19 protein-coding genes and 1 other RNA gene are annotated in these 19,226 nt (G+C 70.5%); 13 read left to right on the top strand and 7 right to left on the bottom strand.

The annotated features are described in order from the left end of the window. Positions 1–75: 75 nt before the first annotated feature. Positions 76–1,491, bottom strand: a complete 1,416-nt coding sequence (fumC, locus tag Q8W67_RS17815) for a class II fumarate hydratase (RefSeq protein ID WP_305547978.1) — start codon at positions 1,489–1,491, stop codon at positions 76–78. Between the two features lie 122 nt (positions 1,492–1,613). Between fumC and Q8W67_RS17820 the strand changes: the two genes are divergently transcribed. Next, positions 1,614–3,008, top strand: coding sequence for a cytochrome P450 (locus Q8W67_RS17820; protein ID WP_305547980.1), 1,395 nt, complete (start codon positions 1,614–1,616; stop codon positions 3,006–3,008). Between the two features lie 15 nt (positions 3,009–3,023). Here Q8W67_RS17820 and Q8W67_RS17825 read toward each other — a convergent pair whose 3' ends face one another. Continuing rightward, entirely contained in the window at positions 3,024–3,662 is a 639-nt protein-coding gene (locus Q8W67_RS17825; RefSeq protein ID WP_305547983.1) for an SspB family protein, read from the bottom strand. 67 nt (positions 3,663–3,729) lie between these two features. Then, positions 3,730–4,111: a transfer-messenger RNA gene (gene ssrA, locus Q8W67_RS17830) on the bottom strand. Here ssrA and Q8W67_RS17835 point away from each other — a divergent pair. The 7 genes from Q8W67_RS17835 (at position 4,103) to Q8W67_RS17865 (ending at position 11,029) form a co-directional block, all read left to right on the top strand. Next, a complete protein-coding gene (locus tag Q8W67_RS17835; protein ID WP_305547985.1) occupies positions 4,103–4,975 on the top strand; it encodes a CPBP family intramembrane glutamic endopeptidase in 873 nt (290 codons plus the stop codon). The genes ssrA and Q8W67_RS17835 overlap by 9 nt on opposite strands. 275 nt (positions 4,976–5,250) lie before the next feature. After that, positions 5,251–6,045 (top strand): thymidylate synthase, encoded by a 795-nt coding sequence (locus tag Q8W67_RS17840; protein WP_305547987.1) that lies wholly within the window; start codon positions 5,251–5,253, stop codon positions 6,043–6,045. Next, positions 6,042–6,533, top strand: a complete 492-nt coding sequence (locus Q8W67_RS17845; protein WP_305547989.1) for a dihydrofolate reductase — start codon at positions 6,042–6,044, stop codon at positions 6,531–6,533. The genes Q8W67_RS17840 and Q8W67_RS17845 overlap by 4 nt, the downstream gene beginning before the upstream one ends. A gap of 294 nt (positions 6,534–6,827) precedes the next feature. Beyond that, positions 6,828–8,006 carry an FtsH protease activity modulator HflK gene (gene hflK / locus Q8W67_RS17850; protein ID WP_305547991.1) on the top strand — a complete coding sequence of 393 codons (1,179 nt, stop codon included), beginning with the start codon at positions 6,828–6,830 and terminating at the stop codon, positions 8,004–8,006. Then, entirely contained in the window at positions 8,003–8,968 is a 966-nt protein-coding gene (hflC, locus tag Q8W67_RS17855; protein ID WP_305547994.1) for a protease modulator HflC, read from the top strand. Before hflK ends, hflC begins: the two co-directional genes overlap by 4 nt. A 115-nt stretch (positions 8,969–9,083) precedes the next feature. Beyond that, positions 9,084–10,634, top strand: coding sequence for a DegQ family serine endoprotease (locus tag Q8W67_RS17860; protein ID WP_305548000.1), 1,551 nt, complete (start codon positions 9,084–9,086; stop codon positions 10,632–10,634). A gap of 140 nt (positions 10,635–10,774) precedes the next feature. Next, a complete protein-coding gene (locus Q8W67_RS17865) occupies positions 10,775–11,029 on the top strand; it encodes a hypothetical protein (RefSeq protein ID WP_305548006.1) in 255 nt (84 codons plus the stop codon). 10 nt (positions 11,030–11,039) lie between these two features. Here Q8W67_RS17865 and serB read toward each other — a convergent pair whose 3' ends face one another. After that, positions 11,040–11,933 carry a phosphoserine phosphatase SerB gene (gene serB / locus Q8W67_RS17870; RefSeq protein WP_305548008.1) on the bottom strand — a complete coding sequence of 298 codons (894 nt, stop codon included), beginning with the start codon at positions 11,931–11,933 and terminating at the stop codon, positions 11,040–11,042. Positions 11,934–11,947: 14 nt separating this feature from the next. Between serB and miaA the strand changes: the two genes are divergently transcribed. Continuing rightward, positions 11,948–12,865, top strand: coding sequence for a tRNA (adenosine(37)-N6)-dimethylallyltransferase MiaA (gene miaA, locus Q8W67_RS17875; RefSeq protein WP_305548010.1), 918 nt, complete (start codon positions 11,948–11,950; stop codon positions 12,863–12,865). Between the two features lie 94 nt (positions 12,866–12,959). On the opposite strand, the gene Q8W67_RS17880 is transcribed toward miaA, so the two are convergent. The 3 genes from Q8W67_RS17880 to Q8W67_RS17890 all read right to left on the bottom strand — a co-directional run bounded on the left by Q8W67_RS17880 (position 12,960) and on the right by Q8W67_RS17890 (position 15,594). Beyond that, the gene (locus Q8W67_RS17880; protein ID WP_305548013.1) at positions 12,960–13,826 is read right to left on the bottom strand and encodes an NAD(P)-dependent oxidoreductase; all 867 of its coding nucleotides are present in this window, start codon (positions 13,824–13,826) and stop codon (positions 12,960–12,962) included. Between the two features lie 90 nt (positions 13,827–13,916). Next, entirely contained in the window at positions 13,917–15,407 is a 1,491-nt protein-coding gene (gene mctP / locus Q8W67_RS17885; RefSeq protein ID WP_305548015.1) for a monocarboxylate uptake permease MctP, read from the bottom strand. Further along, positions 15,397–15,594 (bottom strand): DUF3311 domain-containing protein, encoded by a 198-nt coding sequence (locus Q8W67_RS17890; protein WP_305548017.1) that lies wholly within the window; start codon positions 15,592–15,594, stop codon positions 15,397–15,399. The genes mctP and Q8W67_RS17890 overlap by 11 nt, the downstream gene beginning before the upstream one ends. A gap of 210 nt (positions 15,595–15,804) precedes the next feature. Here Q8W67_RS17890 and Q8W67_RS17895 point away from each other — a divergent pair, with 210 nt between their 5' ends. The 4 genes from Q8W67_RS17895 to Q8W67_RS17910 all read left to right on the top strand — a co-directional run bounded on the left by Q8W67_RS17895 (position 15,805) and on the right by Q8W67_RS17910 (position 19,047). Next, positions 15,805–17,865 carry a carbon starvation CstA family protein gene (locus tag Q8W67_RS17895; RefSeq protein WP_305548019.1) on the top strand — a complete coding sequence of 687 codons (2,061 nt, stop codon included), beginning with the start codon at positions 15,805–15,807 and terminating at the stop codon, positions 17,863–17,865. Between the two features lie 10 nt (positions 17,866–17,875). Further along, complete coding sequence (locus tag Q8W67_RS17900) at positions 17,876–18,094, top strand: YbdD/YjiX family protein (RefSeq protein WP_305548021.1); 219 nt, start codon at positions 17,876–17,878, stop codon at positions 18,092–18,094. Between the two features lie 226 nt (positions 18,095–18,320). After that, positions 18,321–18,521: a DUF3606 domain-containing protein gene (locus Q8W67_RS17905; RefSeq protein ID WP_305548024.1), complete on the top strand. Its 201-nt coding sequence runs from the start codon at positions 18,321–18,323 to the stop codon at positions 18,519–18,521. Between the two features lie 91 nt (positions 18,522–18,612). Next, positions 18,613–19,047, top strand: a complete 435-nt coding sequence (locus Q8W67_RS17910) for a tellurite resistance TerB family protein (RefSeq protein ID WP_305548026.1) — start codon at positions 18,613–18,615, stop codon at positions 19,045–19,047. Positions 19,048–19,226: the final 179 nt, after the last annotated feature.

Here is a 19,226-nt window from a genome sequence, read left to right on the forward strand (position 1 = left end):
ATCGCCTCCCGGCTTTGGCCGCCGGCGCGGGACACCCGCGCCGGCCAAGTCGTCAAAAGGCAAGCCCCAGGAGAATCAGTCGGCGCTGGGGGCCAGCATCGTCTCCGGCCGGACGACGCGCTCGAACTCCGCCTCGGTGACGTAGCCGAGGCGCAGAGCCTCCTCCTTGAGGGTGGTGCCGTTCTTGTGGGCGGTCTTGGCGATCTCGGCGGCCTTGTCGTAGCCGATCGAGGGGGCGAGCGCCGTCACCAGCATCAGCGAGCGGCTCATCAGGTCGGCGATCTTGTCCTCGTTGGCCTTGATGCCAACCACGCAATTGTCGGTGAAGCTCACCGCGGCGTCGGCGAGCAGCCGCACCGATTGCAGCACCGCGTTGGCGATGACCGGCTTGAACACGTTCAGCTCGAAATTGCCCTGCGAGCCGGCGAAGCTCACCGTGGTGCCATTGCCGACCACCTGGGTGCAGACCATCGTCAGCGCCTCGCACTGGGTCGGGTTGACCTTGCCGGGCATGATCGAGGAGCCGGGCTCGTTCTCGGGCAGCGACAGCTCGCCGAGGCCCGAGCGCGGGCCGGAGCCCAGCAGGCGGATGTCCTGGGCGATCTTGAACAGGCCGGCGGCCAGCGCCGACAGGGCACCCTGCGTGAACACCAGCGCGTCGTGGCTGGCCAGCGCCTCGAACTTGTTGTCGGCCGAGGTGAAGGGCAGGCCGGTCAGGCCGGCGACCTTGGCGGCGAATTGTTCCGCGAAGGCCGGATGCGCGTTGAGGCCGGTACCGACCGCCGTGCCGCCCTGGGCCAGCGCCAGCACGCCGGGCAGCGTCGCGGCGACCCGCGATCCGCCGAGCGCAACCTGCGCGGCGTAGCCGGAGAATTCCTGGCCGAGCGAGACCGGGGTCGCGTCCTGCAGGTGGGTCCGGCCGATCTTGACGATCGAGCCGAACGCCCGGGCCTTGGCGTCCAGCGCCGTGTGCAGGTGCGTGAGCGCCGGCATCAGCCGGCCGCTGATCTCCCGCGCCACCGCGATGTGCATGGCGGTCGGGAAGGTGTCGTTCGAGGATTGGCCGCGATTGACGTGGTCGTTCGGGTGGACCGGCGCCTTGCCGCCGCGCTTCCCGCCCAGCGCCTCGTTGGCGAGGCTGGCGATCACCTCGTTGGCGTTCATGTTCGACTGGGTGCCCGAGCCCGTCTGCCAGACCACGAGGGGGAATTCGTCGTCGTACTTGCCGGCCACGACCTCGGCGGCGGCGGCCGCGATGGCGTCGGCGAGCTTCGGCTCCAGGGCCCCGAGATCCTTGTTCACCAGGGCTGCGGCCTGCTTCACGAGGCCGAGCGCGTGAACCAGCGGCGCCGGCATCCGCTCCGTCCCGATCTTGAAGTTCTGGATCGAGCGCTGGGTCTGCGCGCCCCAGTACCGGTGCGCCGGGACCTCGATCGGCCCGAAGGTGTCGGACTCGGTGCGGGTGGCGGTTCCGGTCTCGGTGGGCGACATCGTGGCCTCTACGTCTGGTGCAGTGCGGTGCCTACTTAAATGAGCCGCCGGCGAAGCGCGATGCCGGTTTTCCCCGGCGCACCGACAAGAGCGGGGCTCTGTTCCCGCCGGACAAGGAGCCGATGAACGCGACGATCGACCGTGCCGAACGCGAGCCCGCCACGCGTTTCCGGCCGCCCGTGCCGCGCCCGCTGCGCGAGCCGCTCGGCCTGTTCGACTTCCTCCGCGCCGCGCGGAAGAACCCGATCACCACCTGGATGGACGTGCATTTCCGGCTGCCGGTCGTGGCGGCCGAGGGGGCGATGGGCCGGATCACCGTGGTCAGCGATCCGGCGCTGATCCGCTACCTGCTGGTCGAGAACGTCGACGGCTACCGCAAGGACGACCTCCAGCGCCGGGTGCTGGCGCCGGGGCTGGGCAACGGCCTGCTCAGCGCCGAGGGCGACGAGTGGCGTCTCCAGCGCCGGACCCTGGCGCCGATCTTCAACGCGCGCACCGTCCAGGGCTTCACCGCGGCGATGAACGCGGCCGGCGCGCGCCTGGGCCGGCGCCTGGGGCGGCGGGGCGGCAAGCCGGTCGACGTGGCGCTGGAGATGACCCGCGTCACCCTCGACGTTCTGGAGCGGACGATCTTCACGCAAGGGTTGCCGGGCGACCCGGATGCGCTGGGCCGCGCCATCACCCGGTTCCTGGAGGCGGTGGGGCCGATCGACCCGCTCGACGTGTTCGGCGTGCCCGACTTCGTGCCGCGGATCGGCCGGCTGCGCGCCCGGCCTGCGGGGCGCTTCTTCGCCGAGGTGGTCGACGAGCTGATCGCCCGCCGCAAGGCCGTGATGGCGCGCGGCGAGGCGCCGCGGGACCTGCTCACGCTGCTGCTCGCGGCCCAGGACCCCGAGACCGGCAATGGCCTCTCTGACCTCGCCGTGAAGGCCAACATCGTCACCTTCATCGCGGCCGGACACGAGACCACGGCCAATTCCCTGACCTGGGCGCTTTACTGCCTGTCACAGGATCCCGCCGCGCAGGCGCGGATCGAGGCCGAGGTGGATGAAGCGGGCGAGGGGGATTTCGCCGTGGAGGACCTGCCCTTCACCCGGGCGGTGATCGAGGAGGCGATGCGCCTGTTCCCGCCGGTGCCGTTCCTCAGCCGGCAGGCGGTCCGGGACGACCGGCTCGGCCGGATCAAGGTGCCGCGCGGCTCGCTGGTGATGGTGGCGCCCTGGGTGCTCCACCGTCACCACCTGCTCTGGGAAGATCCAGAGGCCTTCGTGCCGGAGCGCTTCCTGCCCGAGAACCGGGACCGGATTCAGCGCTTCGCCTATCTGCCGTTCGGGGCCGGGCCCCGGGTCTGCATCGGCCAGAGCTTCTCGATCCAGGAGGCGGTGATCGTGCTAGCCCACGTGGTCCGGGCGGTGCGCTTCCGGCTGCCGGCTGATCACCCGCCGGTCACGCCGCTTCACCGGGTGACGCTGCGCCCGGAGCACGGCTTGCGCATGGAGGCCGAGGCGCGGGGCTGACGGCCCCGTCCGTCGTCAGCTCTTCTTCCGGAACGCGTCCAGGCTCACGACCTCGGCGCTGCCCTCCTCGCCCTCCTTCTTGGCGGCGGGGCGTGGGGCCTTCTCGTCCGGCTTGCCGCCGGGCTTGCCGCCGGGCTTGTCGCTTTGCGCGGCGGGAGCCGGCAGCACCTTCGGGGCGCTCGAGCCGATCGTGGCGAGCCCGGGACTCCGGGGCCGGACCTCGCCCGGCTCGGAGCCGGCACCGCGGGGGCCGGCCTTGGCCGGGGCTGCATTCGCCTCCTGGGGCGTCTCGCCGGCCTCGCTGAGGTCGAACTTCAGGCCGAACTGCACGGACGGGTCGAAGAAGCCCGACAGGGCGTCGAACGGCACCAGCAGCCGCTCCGGCACCCCTGAGAAGGACAGGCCGACCTCGAACGCGTGCTCGGTGACGGAGAGGTCCCAGAACTGGTGCTGCAGGACGATGGTCATGTCCTGCGGGTACTTCTCGCGCAGGGCCTGCGACATCCGCACGCCGGGCGCCTCGGTGCGGAACGAGACGTAGAAATGGTGCTCGCCCATCAGCCCGTCGCGGGCGGCGTCGGTCAGCACCTTGCGGACCACGCCGCGCAGGGCATCCTGCACCAGAAGATCGTAGCGGATCAGGTCGTCTGCCATCGTGCGGTCGCGCTCTAGCCCGGTCTGCGCCCGGCGCCCCGCCGCGGATGGCCGGACCGAGGAATTGAATGGAGGCTTCTGTTGCCAGGTGCCTCCGAACCCCGCCTAAACGATGCTAACCGCTAGGACTTCAGGTCGGTATTGGGGACCGCTTACGCGGCCACCGCCACCGGAGCAAAGTTGTCGTTGGCAACTATTGCAAAGGCCCGATAACGGCGGAACCATGCCGAGCGAAAGCTCAACCTTTACGCCCTCGTCGATCCTATTTCGCCCCCGCCAAAGCCCAGGCTGTGATCATGCGCCTTGCGGCAGCATGTCCTGGGCTCGGGTGGAGGCGCCGGGTACCGCCCCCGGGTCCGATAGGTTTATTTCGAAGACCGTTTATCGCCATAGCCGGCCTTGCGACCGGCTATCGAGATATAGAGGGGATCGGCCCGGTTTTGAAGCCCGATCGTGTCGCGCCGCTGTCTCAGGGTGAGTGTCTTGGCGACGCTGTTGCCGGAAGCGCGCAGTCCTGCCCCGACGCGCCCGTCGCCCGGGTCCTGCCGGACCGTGGCCGGGTGGACGGAGCCTGGCGAATCACGTGGCATCTCTGCGTCCTGGTCGGCCTCGTGGTGCTCTATCTCGGCGCTGCGAGCCTCCTCTCCCTCGTGAGCGTGCGCGTCGGCTTCGATCTGTGGGACGGGATCGACCCGTTCCTGCCGCCCGATCGACGCCCGTTCCTCGGTGCCGTGGAGCTCGCCCACCGGGCCTTCGCGGTCGACGCCCTGCGCCAGCTCTTCCTCGCCGCCCTGGTACTCGGCGGAGCGTGGTGGCGCGACCGGGTCGGGTGGCGCCGGCGCCTCGCCCTCGAGCGCGAGCGCCCGAACGGGATGCGGCCCGTGGCGCTGCTGGCGATCCTCCTCGTCTGGCCCCTGCTGCACATCGCCTGGGTAACCGGCACGGCCGAATTGTTCGGTGCGAGCTTCGGCCAGCACGTGCGGCTGTCGCCGTTCATGAGTCAGGCCGCGGTGGCGGCCTGGCTGGTCTACCTCTCGGTGATGGCGCCCATGGCCGAGGAGCTGCTGCTGCGCGGCGAGGCCTTCGCCCGCGCCCGGGTGGCGCTGGGACCGGCCGGCGCGATCCTGGTCACGGCCGTGATCTTCGCGGCCGCCCATATCTCGACCTGGGGGCTCGCGCGGCCGGTCTCGCTGCTGCCCCTGGCGCTGGCGCTCGGCTGGCTGCGCTGGCGCACCGGGCGGCTCTGGCCCGGCATCGCCCTGCACGGCTGGTCGAACCTCGCCCTCGTGACCTACCTGCTCTGGCCGCCTTGAGCCGCCGGCGGCGTCTGTCCCGTCCCCGGCGGATGCGACGCATCTCCCTCCCTGACGCCTGGAACGGAAGGCGTTCCGGGACCCGGGGCGAAGGCGCGTCGCGCGCGGATGCTCCATGCGCCCGGGAAGGGGGCGCGGGGAAACGGCAGGGCTCGGCGACGCCCAATGCGATCGGGCGCCGGGCCAGCGGCGCCCCGCTTCGATTCGGGCGATGGCGGTGGACATATGCCGGCTGCGAACTTGCCGGACGCCGCTCCGGCGCGCAGGAATGCCCCATGGACGCCTATCAGAACCTGCTGCGGCGCATCCTCGATGAGGGCGCGGCCAAGGACGACCGCACCGGCACCGGCACGCTCTCGGTGTTCGGCCACCAGATGCGCTTCGACCTCGCCGCGGGCTTCCCGCTGGTCACCACGAAGCGGCTGCACCTGCGCTCGATCATCCACGAGCTGCTCTGGTTCCTCGCCGGCGACACCAACGTGGCCGCCCTGCGGGCGAACGGGGTGACGATCTGGGACGAATGGGCCGACGAGCACGGCGATCTCGGCCCGGTCTACGGCCGGCAGTGGCGCTCCTGGGCCAAGCCCGGGGGCGGCAGCGTCGACCAGATCGCCTGGGTGCTCGACGAGATCCGGCGCAACCCGGATTCCCGCCGCCTGATCGTCTCGGCCTGGAACCCGGCGGACCTGGACCGGATGGCGCTGGCGCCCTGCCATTGCCTGTTCCAGTTCTACGTGAGCGAGGGACGCCTCTCCTGCCAGCTCTACCAGCGCTCGGCCGACGCGTTCCTGGGCGTGCCCTTCAACATCGCGAGCTACGCCCTCCTGACCCACATGATCGCGCAGGTGAGCGGCCTCGGGGTCGGCGACTTCGTCCACACCTTCGGCGACGCGCATCTCTACCGCAATCACCTGGAGCAGACGCGGACCCTGCTGGCCCGCGCCCCGCGCCCGCTGCCGCGGCTGCGTCTCAACCCGGAGGTCCGCGACCTGTTCGCCTTCCGGTACGAGGATTTCACGGTCGAGGGCTACGATCCGCATCCGGCCATCGCCGCGCCGGTGGCGGTATGAGCACGATGGTCTCGCTCGTCGCCGCAATCGCCCGCAACGGCGTGATCGGCCGCGACAACGGGCTGGCCTGGCACCTGTCCAGCGACCTGAAGCGGTTCAAGGCCCTGACCATGGGCAAGCCGATGCTGATGGGCCGCAGGACCTGGGATTCGATCGGCCGGCCGCTCCCGGGCCGCCGCACCCTGGTGCTCACCCGCGATCCCGGCTTCCGCGCGGAGGGCGCCGAGACCGTCCACGACTGGGCGGGCGCGCTCGCGGCCGCGTCCGGATCGGAGCTGATGGTGGTGGGCGGCGCGGAGATCTACGCGCTCGCCCTTCCGCATGCCGACCGGCTCCACCTCACCGAGGTCGCGGCCGAGCCGGAGGGCGACGTGCGATTCCCCAGCTTCGCGCGCGGCGACTTCCGGGAGACGTTCCGGGAAGCGCACCCGGCCGGCCCGCGCGACGAGCACGCCTTCGCGTTCGTCGACTGGGAGCGCGTCCGCTGAGGCGCGCCGCCGCGGTTGCCTTCCGGTCGGTGCGTGCCCACCTGCCAGCCTTGACAGCATGGGGCACACGCCCGCAGGTGCCTGTCAGGTGCGCGATCTCGCGGGGCCTCTACGCCTCGCGAGAAGATGCGCCCGCGCAGGCTCTTAGCCGCCAATCGGATCCGATCGCGCCGCGATCGGCCCGGAGGGCCGGGACTAGGCGGGCGAGCGCGGCCGTTCAGGCAGGGAGACGCGGGTCGGGGCGCACGATCGGCGTGCGGACCGGGCGCGGGCAGGCAGGAGACGACGGCTAGGATGCCTTGGAGCAATCAGAGCGGCGGCGGCGGTGGAGGCCCCTGGGGCCGGCCCGGCGGCAACGGCGGCGGTCCATGGGGCGGCGGCGGCAAGACGCCTCCGAACCTCGAGGATCTGCTCCGGCGCGGGCAGGACCGCCTGCGCGGCCTGATCCCGGGCGGCGGCGGCACGGGGGGCGGCTACGGCGGCGGCTCGACCGGGCTCGGCGGCGGCCGCAGCGCCGCGGTGATCGCGGCCCTGGCGGTGGCGGTCTGGCTCGCCACCGGCTTCTACACCGTCTATCCGCGGCAGGTCGGCATCGAGACCATCTTCGGGCGCTACGTCGGCACCAAGGGCGAGGGCCTGCGCTACAACTTCCCCTATCCGATCGGCGGCGTGGTCAAGCCGGATGTCGGCTCGCAGAACTCCGTCCAGATCGGGTTCCGTTCCGGTCCCGGCGGCCAGGGCCGCAGCCGCGACGTGCCGGATGAGAGCCTGATGCTCACCGGCGACGAGAACATCGTCGACCTCGATTTCGAGGTGCAGTGGCGGGTCAACCCGCTCAAGGCCTCCGACTTCGTGTTCAACCTCCAGAATCCGGAGGGCACCATCAAGGCGATCTCCGAAAGCGCGATGCGCGAGGTGATCGGCCGCCGCAACATCCAGGCGATCCTCACCAACGAGCAGTCGAGCATCGCCCAGGAGGTGAAGGAGATGGTCCAGAAGGCGCTGGACGAGTACGGCGCCGGCGTGCGCATCGAGGTGGTGCAGCTCGTCTCGGTCAACCCGCCGCCGGAGGTGCGTCCCGCCTTCATCGACGTGAACGCCGCCCAGCAGGACGCCGACACGGCGCAGAACGAGGCCAAGACCTACGCCAGCCGCGAAGTGCCGCAGGCCCGGGGCAAGGCGTCGCAGATCGTCCAGCAGGCCGAGGCCTACCGGACCAAGGCCACCGCCGACGCCACCGGCCAGGCCGAGCGATTCAGTGAAGTCTACGCGTCCTACAAGGCCGCCCCGGCGATCAGCCGCGAGCGGCTCTTCCTGGAGACGATGGAGAAGGTCCTGGGCTCCGTGAACAAGGTGATCATCGATCAGAACGGGGCGCAGCAGGGCACGGCCAATGCGGGTGCGGTGCTGCCGGTGCTGCCGCTCTCGGAGTTCGGCGCCCGGGGCCCGGCCCAGACGGGAGCCGGCCGATGAAGCAGGCTCTCCGCACCGGCCTGATCGCCATCGCGGCGATCGTCGCGATCGGGCTCTATGCCTCGATCTTCACCGTCGGCCAGATGCAGCAGGCGCTGGTGCTGCAGTTCGGCCGCGTGCGCGCCGTGCTCAACGCCACCGGCGAGGACCGGCCCGGCCTCTACTTCAAGATCCCGTTCGTCGAGAACGTCGTGATCTTCGACAAGCGCGTGCTCGACCTCGACCTTCCGGTCCAGACGGTGCTCACCGCCGACCGGCAGAACCTGGAGGTGGACGCCTTCGCCCGATACCGCATCCTCGACCCGCTGCGCTTCTACCAGGCGGTGGGCAATATCGGCTTGGCCAACCAGCGGCTGAACAGCTTCACCAATTCCGGCCTGCGCAACGTGCTCGCCCGCTCGACCCGCGACGCCATCGTGAAGACCGAGCGCGGCCAGCTGATGCACCAGATCCAGGAGGACGTGAACCGGCAGGCCAAGGCCCTCGGGATCGAGATCGTCGACCTGCGCATGACCCGGGTCGACCTGCCCGCGCAGAACTCGGCCGCCGTCTACAAGCGGATGAAGACCGAGCGCGAGCGCGAGGCCGCCGATATCCGCGCCAACGGCGACCAGATCGCCGCCACGATCCGCGCCAAGGCCGACCGCGAGGTTACGGTGATCCTCGCCGAGGCGACGCAGAAATCCGAGCAGCTGCGTGGCCAGGGCGACGCCGACAAGAACCGGATCCTCGCCGAGGCGTTCAGCAAGGACCCGGACTTCTTCAGCTTCTACCGCTCGATGCAGGCCTACGAGACCAGCCTGAAGGGCTCCGACACGCGGCTGGTGATCAGCCCCAGTTCGGACTTCTTCCGCTACTTCAGCGACCCGCAGGGCCGGGCGACGGCCTCCGCGCCGCGCAGCCCGCGCGGGCCCGCGGACCCGAGCGCAACGACCGGTTCGACCACCGGAGCGGCCCGCTGATCGCGCCGATGTTGGCGCCCCGGCGCCCGGGGATTACCTTGCTGGAAAACCCGCGGGCGGCCGATCCCGGTCGGCGGCCCGCGGAGCAGGAAACGCGTTCTTGAAGAGGTCGACCATGTACCCCGTCGCGAGCGCCCCCCGGGCGTCCCTCGGCCGCGCGCAGGCGCAGGCCCGCTCCCGCGCCCGCTCCCTTGCGGCGGCGCTTCTGGTCGGCGCCTCCGTGGTGACCGCCGCCCTGCCGGCTCCGGCCTTCGCCAAGGGGCCGGCCTCGCTGGCCGACCTCGCCGAGCAGGTCACCGACGCGGTGGTGAACATTTCCGCCTCCACCACGGTCGAGGCGCGCGGCACCCGCACCATGCCGCAGCTGCCACCGGGCACGCCGTTCGAGGACCTGTTCGAGGAATTCTTCAACCGCCGCGGCGGCAAGGGCGGCGAGAGGGGCGGCGAGCGCGGCGACAACGACATGCCGCGCCAGCAGCGCAAGTCGAACTCCCTCGGCTCCGGCTTCATCATCGACGCCTCCGGGATCGTGGTCACCAACAACCACGTCATCGGCGACGCGAACGACATCCAGGTCATCCTGCACGACGGCACCAAGCTGAAGGCCGAGATCGTCGGCAAGGATTCGAAGATCGACCTCGCGGTGCTGCGGGTGAAACCCCAGGCCGACCATCCGCTCAAGGCGGTGCCGTTCGGCAATTCCGACACGATGCGGCCCGGCGACTGGGTCATCGCCATCGGCAACCCGTTCGGGCTCGGCGGCTCGGTCTCGGCTGGCATCGTCTCGGCCCGTGGCCGGAACATCGAGTCCGGTCCCTACGACAACTACATCCAGACCGACGCGGCCATCAACAAGGGCAATTCGGGCGGGCCGCTGTTCAACATGGACGGCGAGGTGATCGGCATCAACACCGCGATCCTGTCGCCCACCGGCGGCTCGGTGGGCATCGGCTTCGCGGTGCCCTCCGACACGGCCAAGCCCGTGATCGACCAGCTGCGCGACTTCGGCGAGGTCCGGCGGGGCTGGCTCGGCGTGCGCATCCAGAACGTCGATGACGCCACCGCGGAGGCCCTCAACCTGAAGGGTGGGGCGCGGGGCGCCCTGGTGGCCGGCGTCGACGAGAAGGGGCCGGCCAAGGCCGCCGGGATCGATGTCGGCGACGTGATCGTGAAGTTCAACGGTGCTCCCGTGAAGGCCTCCGGCGACCTGCCGCGGATCGTCGCCTCGACGCCGGTCGGCCAGAAGGTCGACGTGATCGTCGTGCGCAAGGGCGAGGAGGTGACGAAGCCCGTCACCCTCGGCCGCCTGGAGGACGGCGACAAGCCGCAGCTCGCCAACCTGCGTCAGCCGGAGCCCGAGAGCGCCACCCGCCAGGCGCTCGGCCTCAACCTCTCCGGCATGACCGACGAGCTGCGCCGGAAGTACTCCATCAAGGACACCGTGAAGGGCGTGGTCGTCACTCGGGTCGACCCGAATTCGACCGCCGCCGACAAGCGCATCCAGCCGGGCGAGGTGATCGTCGAGGTCGGCCAGGAGGCGGTGAGCACGCCGGCCGAGGTGACCAAGCGCGTCGATGCCTTGAAGAAGGACGGGCGCAAGTCGGTGCTTCTGCTGGTGGCCAGCGCCACCGGCGACGTGCGCTTCGTGGCGATCGGGCTGGATTGAGCGGCCCGTAAGAGACGATCGAAGGCCGTCGCTTCGCGAGGAGCGGCGGCCTTTGCTTTTACGAGAGCCTTATTGACGTGGCCGTTCTGTGCAGCAGACTGGCGCTGCGAGTCGGTGCGGGTCGGACAATCCCGAACACCATGACGGCCGTAGGCGACATCCGCGACGTGCAGGCGGATATCCAAGTCGTCCGAGGTGCGGTGGAGATCCTGAAGGTCCAGACCCGCGCCGACATCGAGGCGCTGCGGCTCACGACCAAGGCCGACATCGAAGCCGTGAAAGGCGCCATCGCTTCCGCGAAGGTCGAGACGGTGCGCTGGCTGGTCGGCGCGATCGGCTTTCAGACGCTGGCCGTCCTCGGAGCGGTCGTCGCCCTGACCCGGACCCTGCACTGAAGACCGTCGGTCATCTCACGAACTCCGCCGCCGCGTAACCCTGCAGGTACAGGAGCGCGGTGAGGTCCCCGTGCTCGATCCGGACCCGGGCCGCAGCCGCGACCGCGGGCTTGGCCCGGAAGGCCACGCCGAGGCCGGCCTCGGCCAGCATGTCGAGGTCGTTGGCGCCGTCGCCGACCGCGAGCGTGTCCGCGTGGCCCAGGCCCAGCGTCCCCCGCAGCGCGATGAGCGTCGCGCGCTTCTCGGCCTTGCCGACGATCGGCTCCTCGACGGTGCCGGTGAGACGCTCGCCCGCGATGCCCAGCACGTTGGCCCGGTGCTCGTGGAAGCCGATCATCCCGGCTATCGGCCCGGTGAACAGGGTGAAGCCCCCCGAGACCAGGCAGGTCCGGGCGCCGTGCGCGCGCATCGTCCGCACCAGCGCGGGCCCGCCCCGGGTGAGGCTGAGGCGCTCGGCGATCAACGTGTCGACCGCGCCGACCGGGATATCCTTCAGGAGCGCCACGCGCTCGCGCAAAGCCGGCTCGAACGCGATCTCGCCGCGCATCGCCCGCTCGGTGATCGCCGCGACGTGGTCCTTGAGGCCGAGCGTCCCGGCGAGTTCGTCGATGCATTCCTGCTCGATCATGGTGGAATCCATGTCGGCCAGGAACAGGCGCTTGCGCCGGTGCGCGTCGGCAGGCAGCACGGCGAGGTCGATCGGCTCCCCGGAGAGCGCGGTCCGCAGCCGCTCGGTGAGGGCCTGGGCGGCGCCGGAATCGCCCGCCACCAGCACCTCGGCCGCGACCTCCCCGTGCAGGATCCGGGGCTGGTGCTCCGTCCGCAGCACGGCGCGCGTCTCGGCCAGCACGGCGTCGGTGATGGACGGCCGATCCGGGTTTGCTATCAGGACCGCGACCAGCATCGTGGAGGTTCGCCTTGCCAGATCGGGAGGAGGCCGGGGGGCGCCCGGCGGCGATCCTCATCGCAGGGCCCACCGCGTCGGGCAAGTCGGCGCTCGCGGCCCGGCTGGCCCTGCGCCGCGGCGGCGTGGTGATCAACACCGATTCGATGCAGGTCTACGCGGACCTGCGCTGCCTGACCGCCCGGCCGGACCCGGACGAGGAGGCTCGTGTCCCGCATCGGCTCTACGGCCATGTCGACGGCGCCGTGAACTACTCCGTGGGACAGTTCTCCCGGGACGCGACCGCCCTCCTGGCCACCCGCGACGGCCGGCTGCCGATCTTCGTCGGCGGCACCGGCCTGTATTTCCGGGCTTTGGAGCAGGGATTTTCGGACTTGCCGCCGGTCCCGGACGCGGTCCGCGCGCGGGTGCGGGACGAGGCCGAGGGTCGCCCGACCGAGGCGCTGCACGCCGATCTCGCCCGGCACGACCCGGACGGGGCCGCACGCCTGCGCCCGAGCGACCGCATGCGGGTGATGCGGGCCCTGGAGGTCTATTGCGCCACCGGCCGGCCGATCGCGAGCTTCTACGGCGATCCCGTGCCCGGCCCCCTGGCCGGTTGGGACCTGCAAAAAATCTTCCTCGCCCCCGACCGCGCGGTGCTGCGCGCGCGCATCGACGCCCGGTTCCGCGCCATGATCGCCCAAGGTGCCCTGGACGAGGTGTCTCGCCTGCGCGCGCGAAACCTCGATCCGATGTTGCCGGTGATGCGCGCCCACGGCGTGCCGGGCCTGATCGCCCATCTCGACGGCGCGCTCGGCCTGGAGGATGCGATCCTGCGCGGCCAGGCGGATACCCGGGCCTACGCCAAGCGCCAGTTCACGTGGTTCCGCCACCAGATGGGGCCGGACTGGCGCTGGCTCGACCCGGACGTGGCCACGGCGGAGGTGTGATGGTCACGGGGAGGACGTGATTCTCCCTCCCCCCGCAGAGGGGGGAGAGGGGCGCACCCTTTTCAGCCTGAAGGGCAGGCCGAGAACGCCGCCCTCAGCGCTCCAGCCGGGCCACCAGGCTCGACGTGTCCCAGCGATTGCCGCCCATGGACTGCACCTCGGCGTAGAACTGGTCGACGAGGGCCGAGACCGGCAGCTTGGCGCCGTTGCGGCGGGCCTCGTCGAGCAGGATGCCGAGATCCTTGCGCATCCAGTCGACCGCGAAGCCGAAATCGAACTTGCCCTGGTTCATGGTCTTGCCGCGGTTCTCCATCTGCCAGGAGCCGGCCGCCCCCTTGGAGATCACGTCGAGCACCGCCTCCACGTCGAGCCCGGCCCGCTTGGCGAAGTGGACACCCTCGGACAGGCCCTGCACCAGCCCGGCGATGCAGATCTGGTTGACCATCTTGGTGAGCTGGCCCGAGCCCACCGGACCCATCAGCCGGCAGGCGCGGGCGAAGGACCCGATCGCCGCCTCGACCTTGGCGTAGGTCGCCGCCTCGCCGCCGCACATCACGGTGAGCACGCCGTTCTCGGCGCCCGCCTGGCCGCCGGAGACCGGCGCGTCGATGAAGCCGAGACCCTTGGCCTCGGCCGCCGCGGCGAGTTCCCGGGCGACCTCGGCCGACGCGGTGGTGTGGTCGACGAAGACCGCGCCGGCCTTCATGCCGGCCAGCGCCCCGTCGTCGCCCAGCACGACGCCGCGCAGGTCGTCGTCGTTGCCAACGCAGGCGAACACGATCTCGGCGCCCTCGGCTGCCTGCCGGGGCGTGGCCGCGAAGGCGCCGCCGTTGGCCTTCACCCAGGCCTCGGCCTTGGCCGCCGTCCGGTTGTAGACGGTGACGTCGTGGCCCTTCTTGGCGAGGTGACCGGCCATCGGGCCGCCCATCACGCCGAGACCCAGGAATGCGACCTTCGCCATGGTACTCTGCTCCTCAACGAGCGCCGGATCGCGCCGGCGACGCTCCTTCGATCACGCCCGTCGTGCCGGGGGGCGGCCCCCCGGCGCAACTCAGCGGCCGGCCGCAGTGGCGGTGACCGGCCGCGTCAGCGTGAGCAGCGCGTTGACCACCACGGCCACGACGATGTTCAGGGCGAGCGCCAGGAGCCCGGTATAGAGCGAAAACTTGACGTCACCGAACGCGATGGCGTGCAGCGGCTTCAGCCCGTCCGACCAGGCGATCGCGCTGCCGGCGACGAAGCCGGCCGCCCAGCCCGCCAGCAGCGCCGGCGCCCGGAACCACGAGACGTAGAGCCCGAAGATCAGGGCCGGCAGGGTCTGCAGGATCCACAGGCCGCCGAGCAGCTGCAGGTCGAGGGCGAACTGCGTCGGCAGCACCAGGATCGCCACCAGGGCGCCGATCTTGACCAGCATCGAGGTGATCTTGGCGACCTGCGCCTCGCCGGCGGAGGTCACGTTCGGGTTGACGTAGGCCTTCCAGACGTTGCGCGAGAACAGGTTGGCCGCGCCGATCGACATCACCGCCGCCGGCACCAGGGCGCCGATGGCGATGGCCGCGAAGGCGAAGCCCGCGAACCAGCCCGGGAACAGGGTCTTGAACAGGGCCGGCACCACGTCGTTGTTGCTCGCCACCTTGATGCCGGCGGCGTGGCCCATGTAGCCCAGCAGCGCCAGCAGCCCGAGCAGCAGCGTGTAGGCCGGCAGCAGCACCGCGTTCTTGCGGATCGTGTTGCCCCCCGACGATGCGAAGATGCCGGTGAGCGTGTGCGGGTACATGAAGGCCGCGAGCGCCGAGCCCAGAGCCAGCGACGCGTAGGGCAGGATCTGCGCCGGGCTCAGCAGGATGCCGCCGGAGCCCTTGGCCTTGAACGCGGCGTCGGCCGCATCGAACACCGCGCCGTAGCCGCCGAGCTTCGACGGCACGATCGCCACCGCCACCAGCACCACGACGTAGATCATGATGTCCTTGACGAAGGCGATCAGCGCCGGGGCGCGCAGGCCCGAGGAGTAGGTGTAGAAGGCCAGAACCAGGAAGGCGAGGATCAGCGGGATCTCGCCGTGCAGACCCAGCGCCTTGATCGCCACCTCCATGCCGATGAGCTGGAGCGCGATGTAGGGCATCGTGGCGATCACGCCGGTGATGGCGACCGCGAGTTCCAGGGGCCGCGACCCATAGGTGCCGTACACGACGTCGCCCGCCGTGACGTAGCCTTTGTCCTTGGCCGCCTGCCACAGCACCGGCATCACCGCGAACACGAACGGGTAGACGATGATCGTGTAGGGCAGGGCGAAGAAGCCGTAGGCGCCCACCGCGTAGACCAGCGCCGGGACCGCGATGACCGTGTAGGCGGTGTAGAAGTCGCCGCCGATCAGGAACCACGTGATCCAGGTGCCGAACTTGCGCCCGCCCAGGCCCCACTCGTCGAGGTGGGCGAGGGTCTCGGGCCGTCGCCAGCGGGCGGCGACGAAGCCCATCACGGTCACGAGCAGGAAGAAGAAGACGAAGACCGACAGGGCCGGGATGTCGAGATCAGCGGTCATCGCGCACGGTCCGGTAGACGATGTAGAGAATCAGGGAGGTCAGCGGCACCCACGCGAGCTGGTACCAGTAGAAGAACGGGAAGCCGAACAGCACCGGATCGTGCTGGTTGTAGAACGGCACCCACAGGAGACCCAGGAAGGGCAGAAGCAGGAGCCACATCAGCGGCGAGCGGCGTCGGGTTTCCATGATCCGGCCCGTGAAGGAGAACAGGTCTTCGCTGACGGCCCAATGTTACAGATCGGTCGTCGCGTGGCCCGGCGCGCTGCATCACAGCTCAGATCGCTTGCGTCAACGGCAAGGCGATAGGATAAATCGCAACTGTCGCCCGGGACCCACGAGTCCCAGCCGGGGCCCCGAGGTCGCCCGAGCCCGAGGCGGTTCTGAGGGAGCGGGACGATGGGCACGGCGATCGGCAGGCATGGGCCCTGGGCCCTCGTGGGGGCGCTCGGCGCCGCGGCGCTCGCGATCGTGGCGAGCCAGCGGGGCGAGACCATCAACGCCCTCTGGATCGTGGTCGCGGCGGTCTGCGTCTACCTGATCGCCTATCGCTACTATGCCAAGTTCATCGCCGACAAGGTGATGCACCTCGATCCGAAGCGCGTGACGCCGGCGGTGCGCCACAACGACGGGCTCGACTACGTCCCCACCAACCGCGGTGTCCTGTTCGGGCACCATTTCGCGGCGATCGCGGGCGCGGGCCCGCTGGTCGGCCCGGTGCTCGCCGCGCAGATGGGCTACCTGCCCGGCATGCTCTGGATCCTGGCCGGCGTGGTGCTGGCGGGGGCGGTGCAGGACTTCATGGTCCTGTTCGTGTCCATGCGCCGGGACGGGCGCTCGCTGGGCGAGCTGATCCGGGCCGAGCTCGGCACCGTGCCGGGCATCATCGCCCTGTTCGGCACCTTCCTGATCATGGTGATCCTGCTGGCCGTGCTGGCGCTCATCGTGGTCAAGGCGCTGGCCGAGAGCCCCTGGGGCACGTTCACCGTGATGGCGACGATCCCGATCGCCATGCTGATGGGGGTCTATGCCCGCTACATCCGCCCCGGCCGGATCGGCGAGGTCTCGGTCCTCGGCTTCGTCCTGCTCATGCTGGCCATCGTCGGCGGCGGCTCCGTGGCGGCGAGCCCGGTCTGGGGCCCGGCCTTCACCTTCACCGGTCCGCAGCTCTGCTGGATGCTGATCGGCTACGGCTTCGTGGCGTCGATCCTGCCGGTCTGGCTGCTGCTGGCGCCGCGGGACTACCTCTCGACCTTCCTCAAGATCGGCACCATCGTCGGGCTGGCGCTCGGCATCGCCGTCGTCGCGCCGCACGTGCAGATGCCCGCGGTGACGAAGTTCGTGGACGGCACCGGCCCGGTCTGGGCGGGCAGCCTGTTCCCGTTCCTGTTCATCACCATCGCGTGCGGCTCGGTCTCGGGCTTCCACGCCCTGATCTCGTCGGGCACGACCCCGAAGCTGATCGCCAGCGAGGCGGATGCCCGCTTCATCGGCTACGGCGGCATGCTGATGGAATCGTTCGTGGCGATCATGGCGCTGGTCTCGGCCTGCGTGATCGACCCGGGCGTGTACTTCACCATGAACTCGCCCGCCGCCCTGCTCGGCACGACGCCCGAGACCGCCGCCGCCGCGGTGACCAAGCTCGGCTTCGCCACCACCCCGGAGGTGATCACCCAGACCGCCGCGGATGTCGGCGAGCGCACGATCATCTCCCGCGCCGGCGGCGCGCCGACGCTGGCGGTCGGCATGGCCCACATCATCTCCTCCGCCGTGGGCGGCAAGGCGATGATGGCCTTCTGGTACCATTTCGCGATCCTGTTCGAGGCCCTGTTCATCCTCACCGCGGTGGATGCCGGCACCCGCGCCTGCCGGTTCATGGTCCAGGACCTCGTCGGGCTGGCGGTGCCGTCGTTCAAGAGAACCACGTCCTGGGGCCCGAGCATCGCCGCCACCGCGATCGCGGTGGGGGCCTGGGGCTACTTCCTGTACCAGGGCGTGACCGACCCGCTCGGCGGCATCAACACCCTGTGGCCGCTGTTCGGCATCTCCAACCAGATGTTGGCCGCGGTGGCGCTGACGCTCTGCACCGTGGTGATCTTCAAGATGAAGCGCGAGCGCTACGCGTTCGTGACCATCATCCCGACCGCGTGGCTGTGCCTCTGCACCCTCACGGCCGGCTGGCAGAAGATCTTCTCCGCGGACCCGAAGATCGGGTTCCTGGCCCATGCCGAGCGCTACGCGTCCGCGGCCGCCGAGGGCAAGATCCTGGCCCCGGCCAAGAACGCCGAGCAGATGGCGCAGATCATCCTCAACGACCGGATCGATGCCGTGCTGGCGGCCCTGTTCATCGGCCTCGTCGTGGCCATCGCGGGCTTCGGCATCGCCGCCTGCCTGAAGGCCCTGCGGGCCGACCGCTGGACCGCCCTGGAGACCGAGCCGCGCCTGGCCGCGGCCGAGTAGGGAGCGCGCCATGCAGCCGCAGAGCCTGCGCCATCGCCTCCGGACGCTGTCCAAATGCGTCTGCGACGGTGCCCGGTTGATGGTGGGGCAGGGGGACTACGCGGCCTATGCCGCGCATGTCCGCCGGACCCATCCCGACCAGGTGCCGATGACCGAGGTGGAGTTCTTCCGCAACCGGGAGAACGCCCGCTTCGGGGTCGGCAACACGTCGGGGTTTCGCTGCTGCTGACGAGGCCGCGCCGCGGAGCCCGGACTCCAGAGCCGCCGCGCCAACCGATCTCGCAAGACGGCCTGTTTCATGCGGCCCGTTTCACGTGGCTCCACCTGCGCATCCGGATTCCGGGCTCTCGCCTGCGGCGACCCCCGGGATGACGGCGCGTTGATCTGAAACGGCCGATCGGGACCCGATCCGGCCGGCGGGCGTTCTCCCGGCCCTCGCCAGACGCCGAGAGCCGATGACCGACGAGCGCGCGCAGGACCGGACCGAGCCGAAGGCCGTGAACGTCGCCCATGCCTGGGAACGGGCCTACTGGGCGCGCCGCTTCATGGTGCCGGTGGAGCAGGTCGAGGCCGCAGTGGCGGCGGTCGGCGACCAGCCGGCCCGCGTGGCGGCCCATCTCGGGCGGGACTGGCCGGGCCACGAAACCATAACCTGAGCGCCGGACCCGCGGTCCCCGGCGCGAGCTCGACCGCATCTTGACTCGGCGGCCACAATATCCGCCATCTCCGACCCCAGGGGAGGTCGGCATGAGCATTTTCCAGGACGCGATCCTTCGGTTCGGCCGCACGATCATGTCGTATGCGGGCGACGCGGTCTTCCTCCAGGCCGCGGTCTCGGCCGCGGCGAACGTCATCGTGGCGGACGGGGACGTGGCCGAGGAGGAGATCGAATCTGCGATCACCGGCATCCGCGCCAACCCGATCCTCGAGAAGTCGTACGACACGCTGCGCGTCGAGCAGGAACTGTACGAGGCCATCGCCCGGGCCAAGACCCGCGCGGGGCGCCTGGAGAACCTGCGCCTCGTGGGGGCCATCGCGGAGCGCCCGATCGACCAGCGCCAGGACGTGTTCCTGATCGGTGCCGACGTGGCCGATTTCGACGGCATCAGCGAGGTCGAGCACAAGGCGCTCGATGAAATCGCCGCGGCGCTGCAGGTCGACAAGTCCGCGCTGCTGCGCTGATCCGCGGAGGGGCGCCCCTCTCCAGACAGGCGTGACAACCCCGCGTCGGCTTCTCCAATCCCCGCCCTTATCCCGAGATGCCGGAGCGCAGCGGAGGCCTCGAAGGAGATTTCCCGGGATCACACCGCTATCGGGAGCCCGCCTTCGAGGCGGCTCCGCCGCACCTCGGGACGAGGGGG

Source organism: Methylobacterium sp. NEAU K (genome assembly GCF_030700285.1).
Classification (GTDB): Bacteria; Pseudomonadota; Alphaproteobacteria; order Rhizobiales; family Beijerinckiaceae; genus Methylobacterium.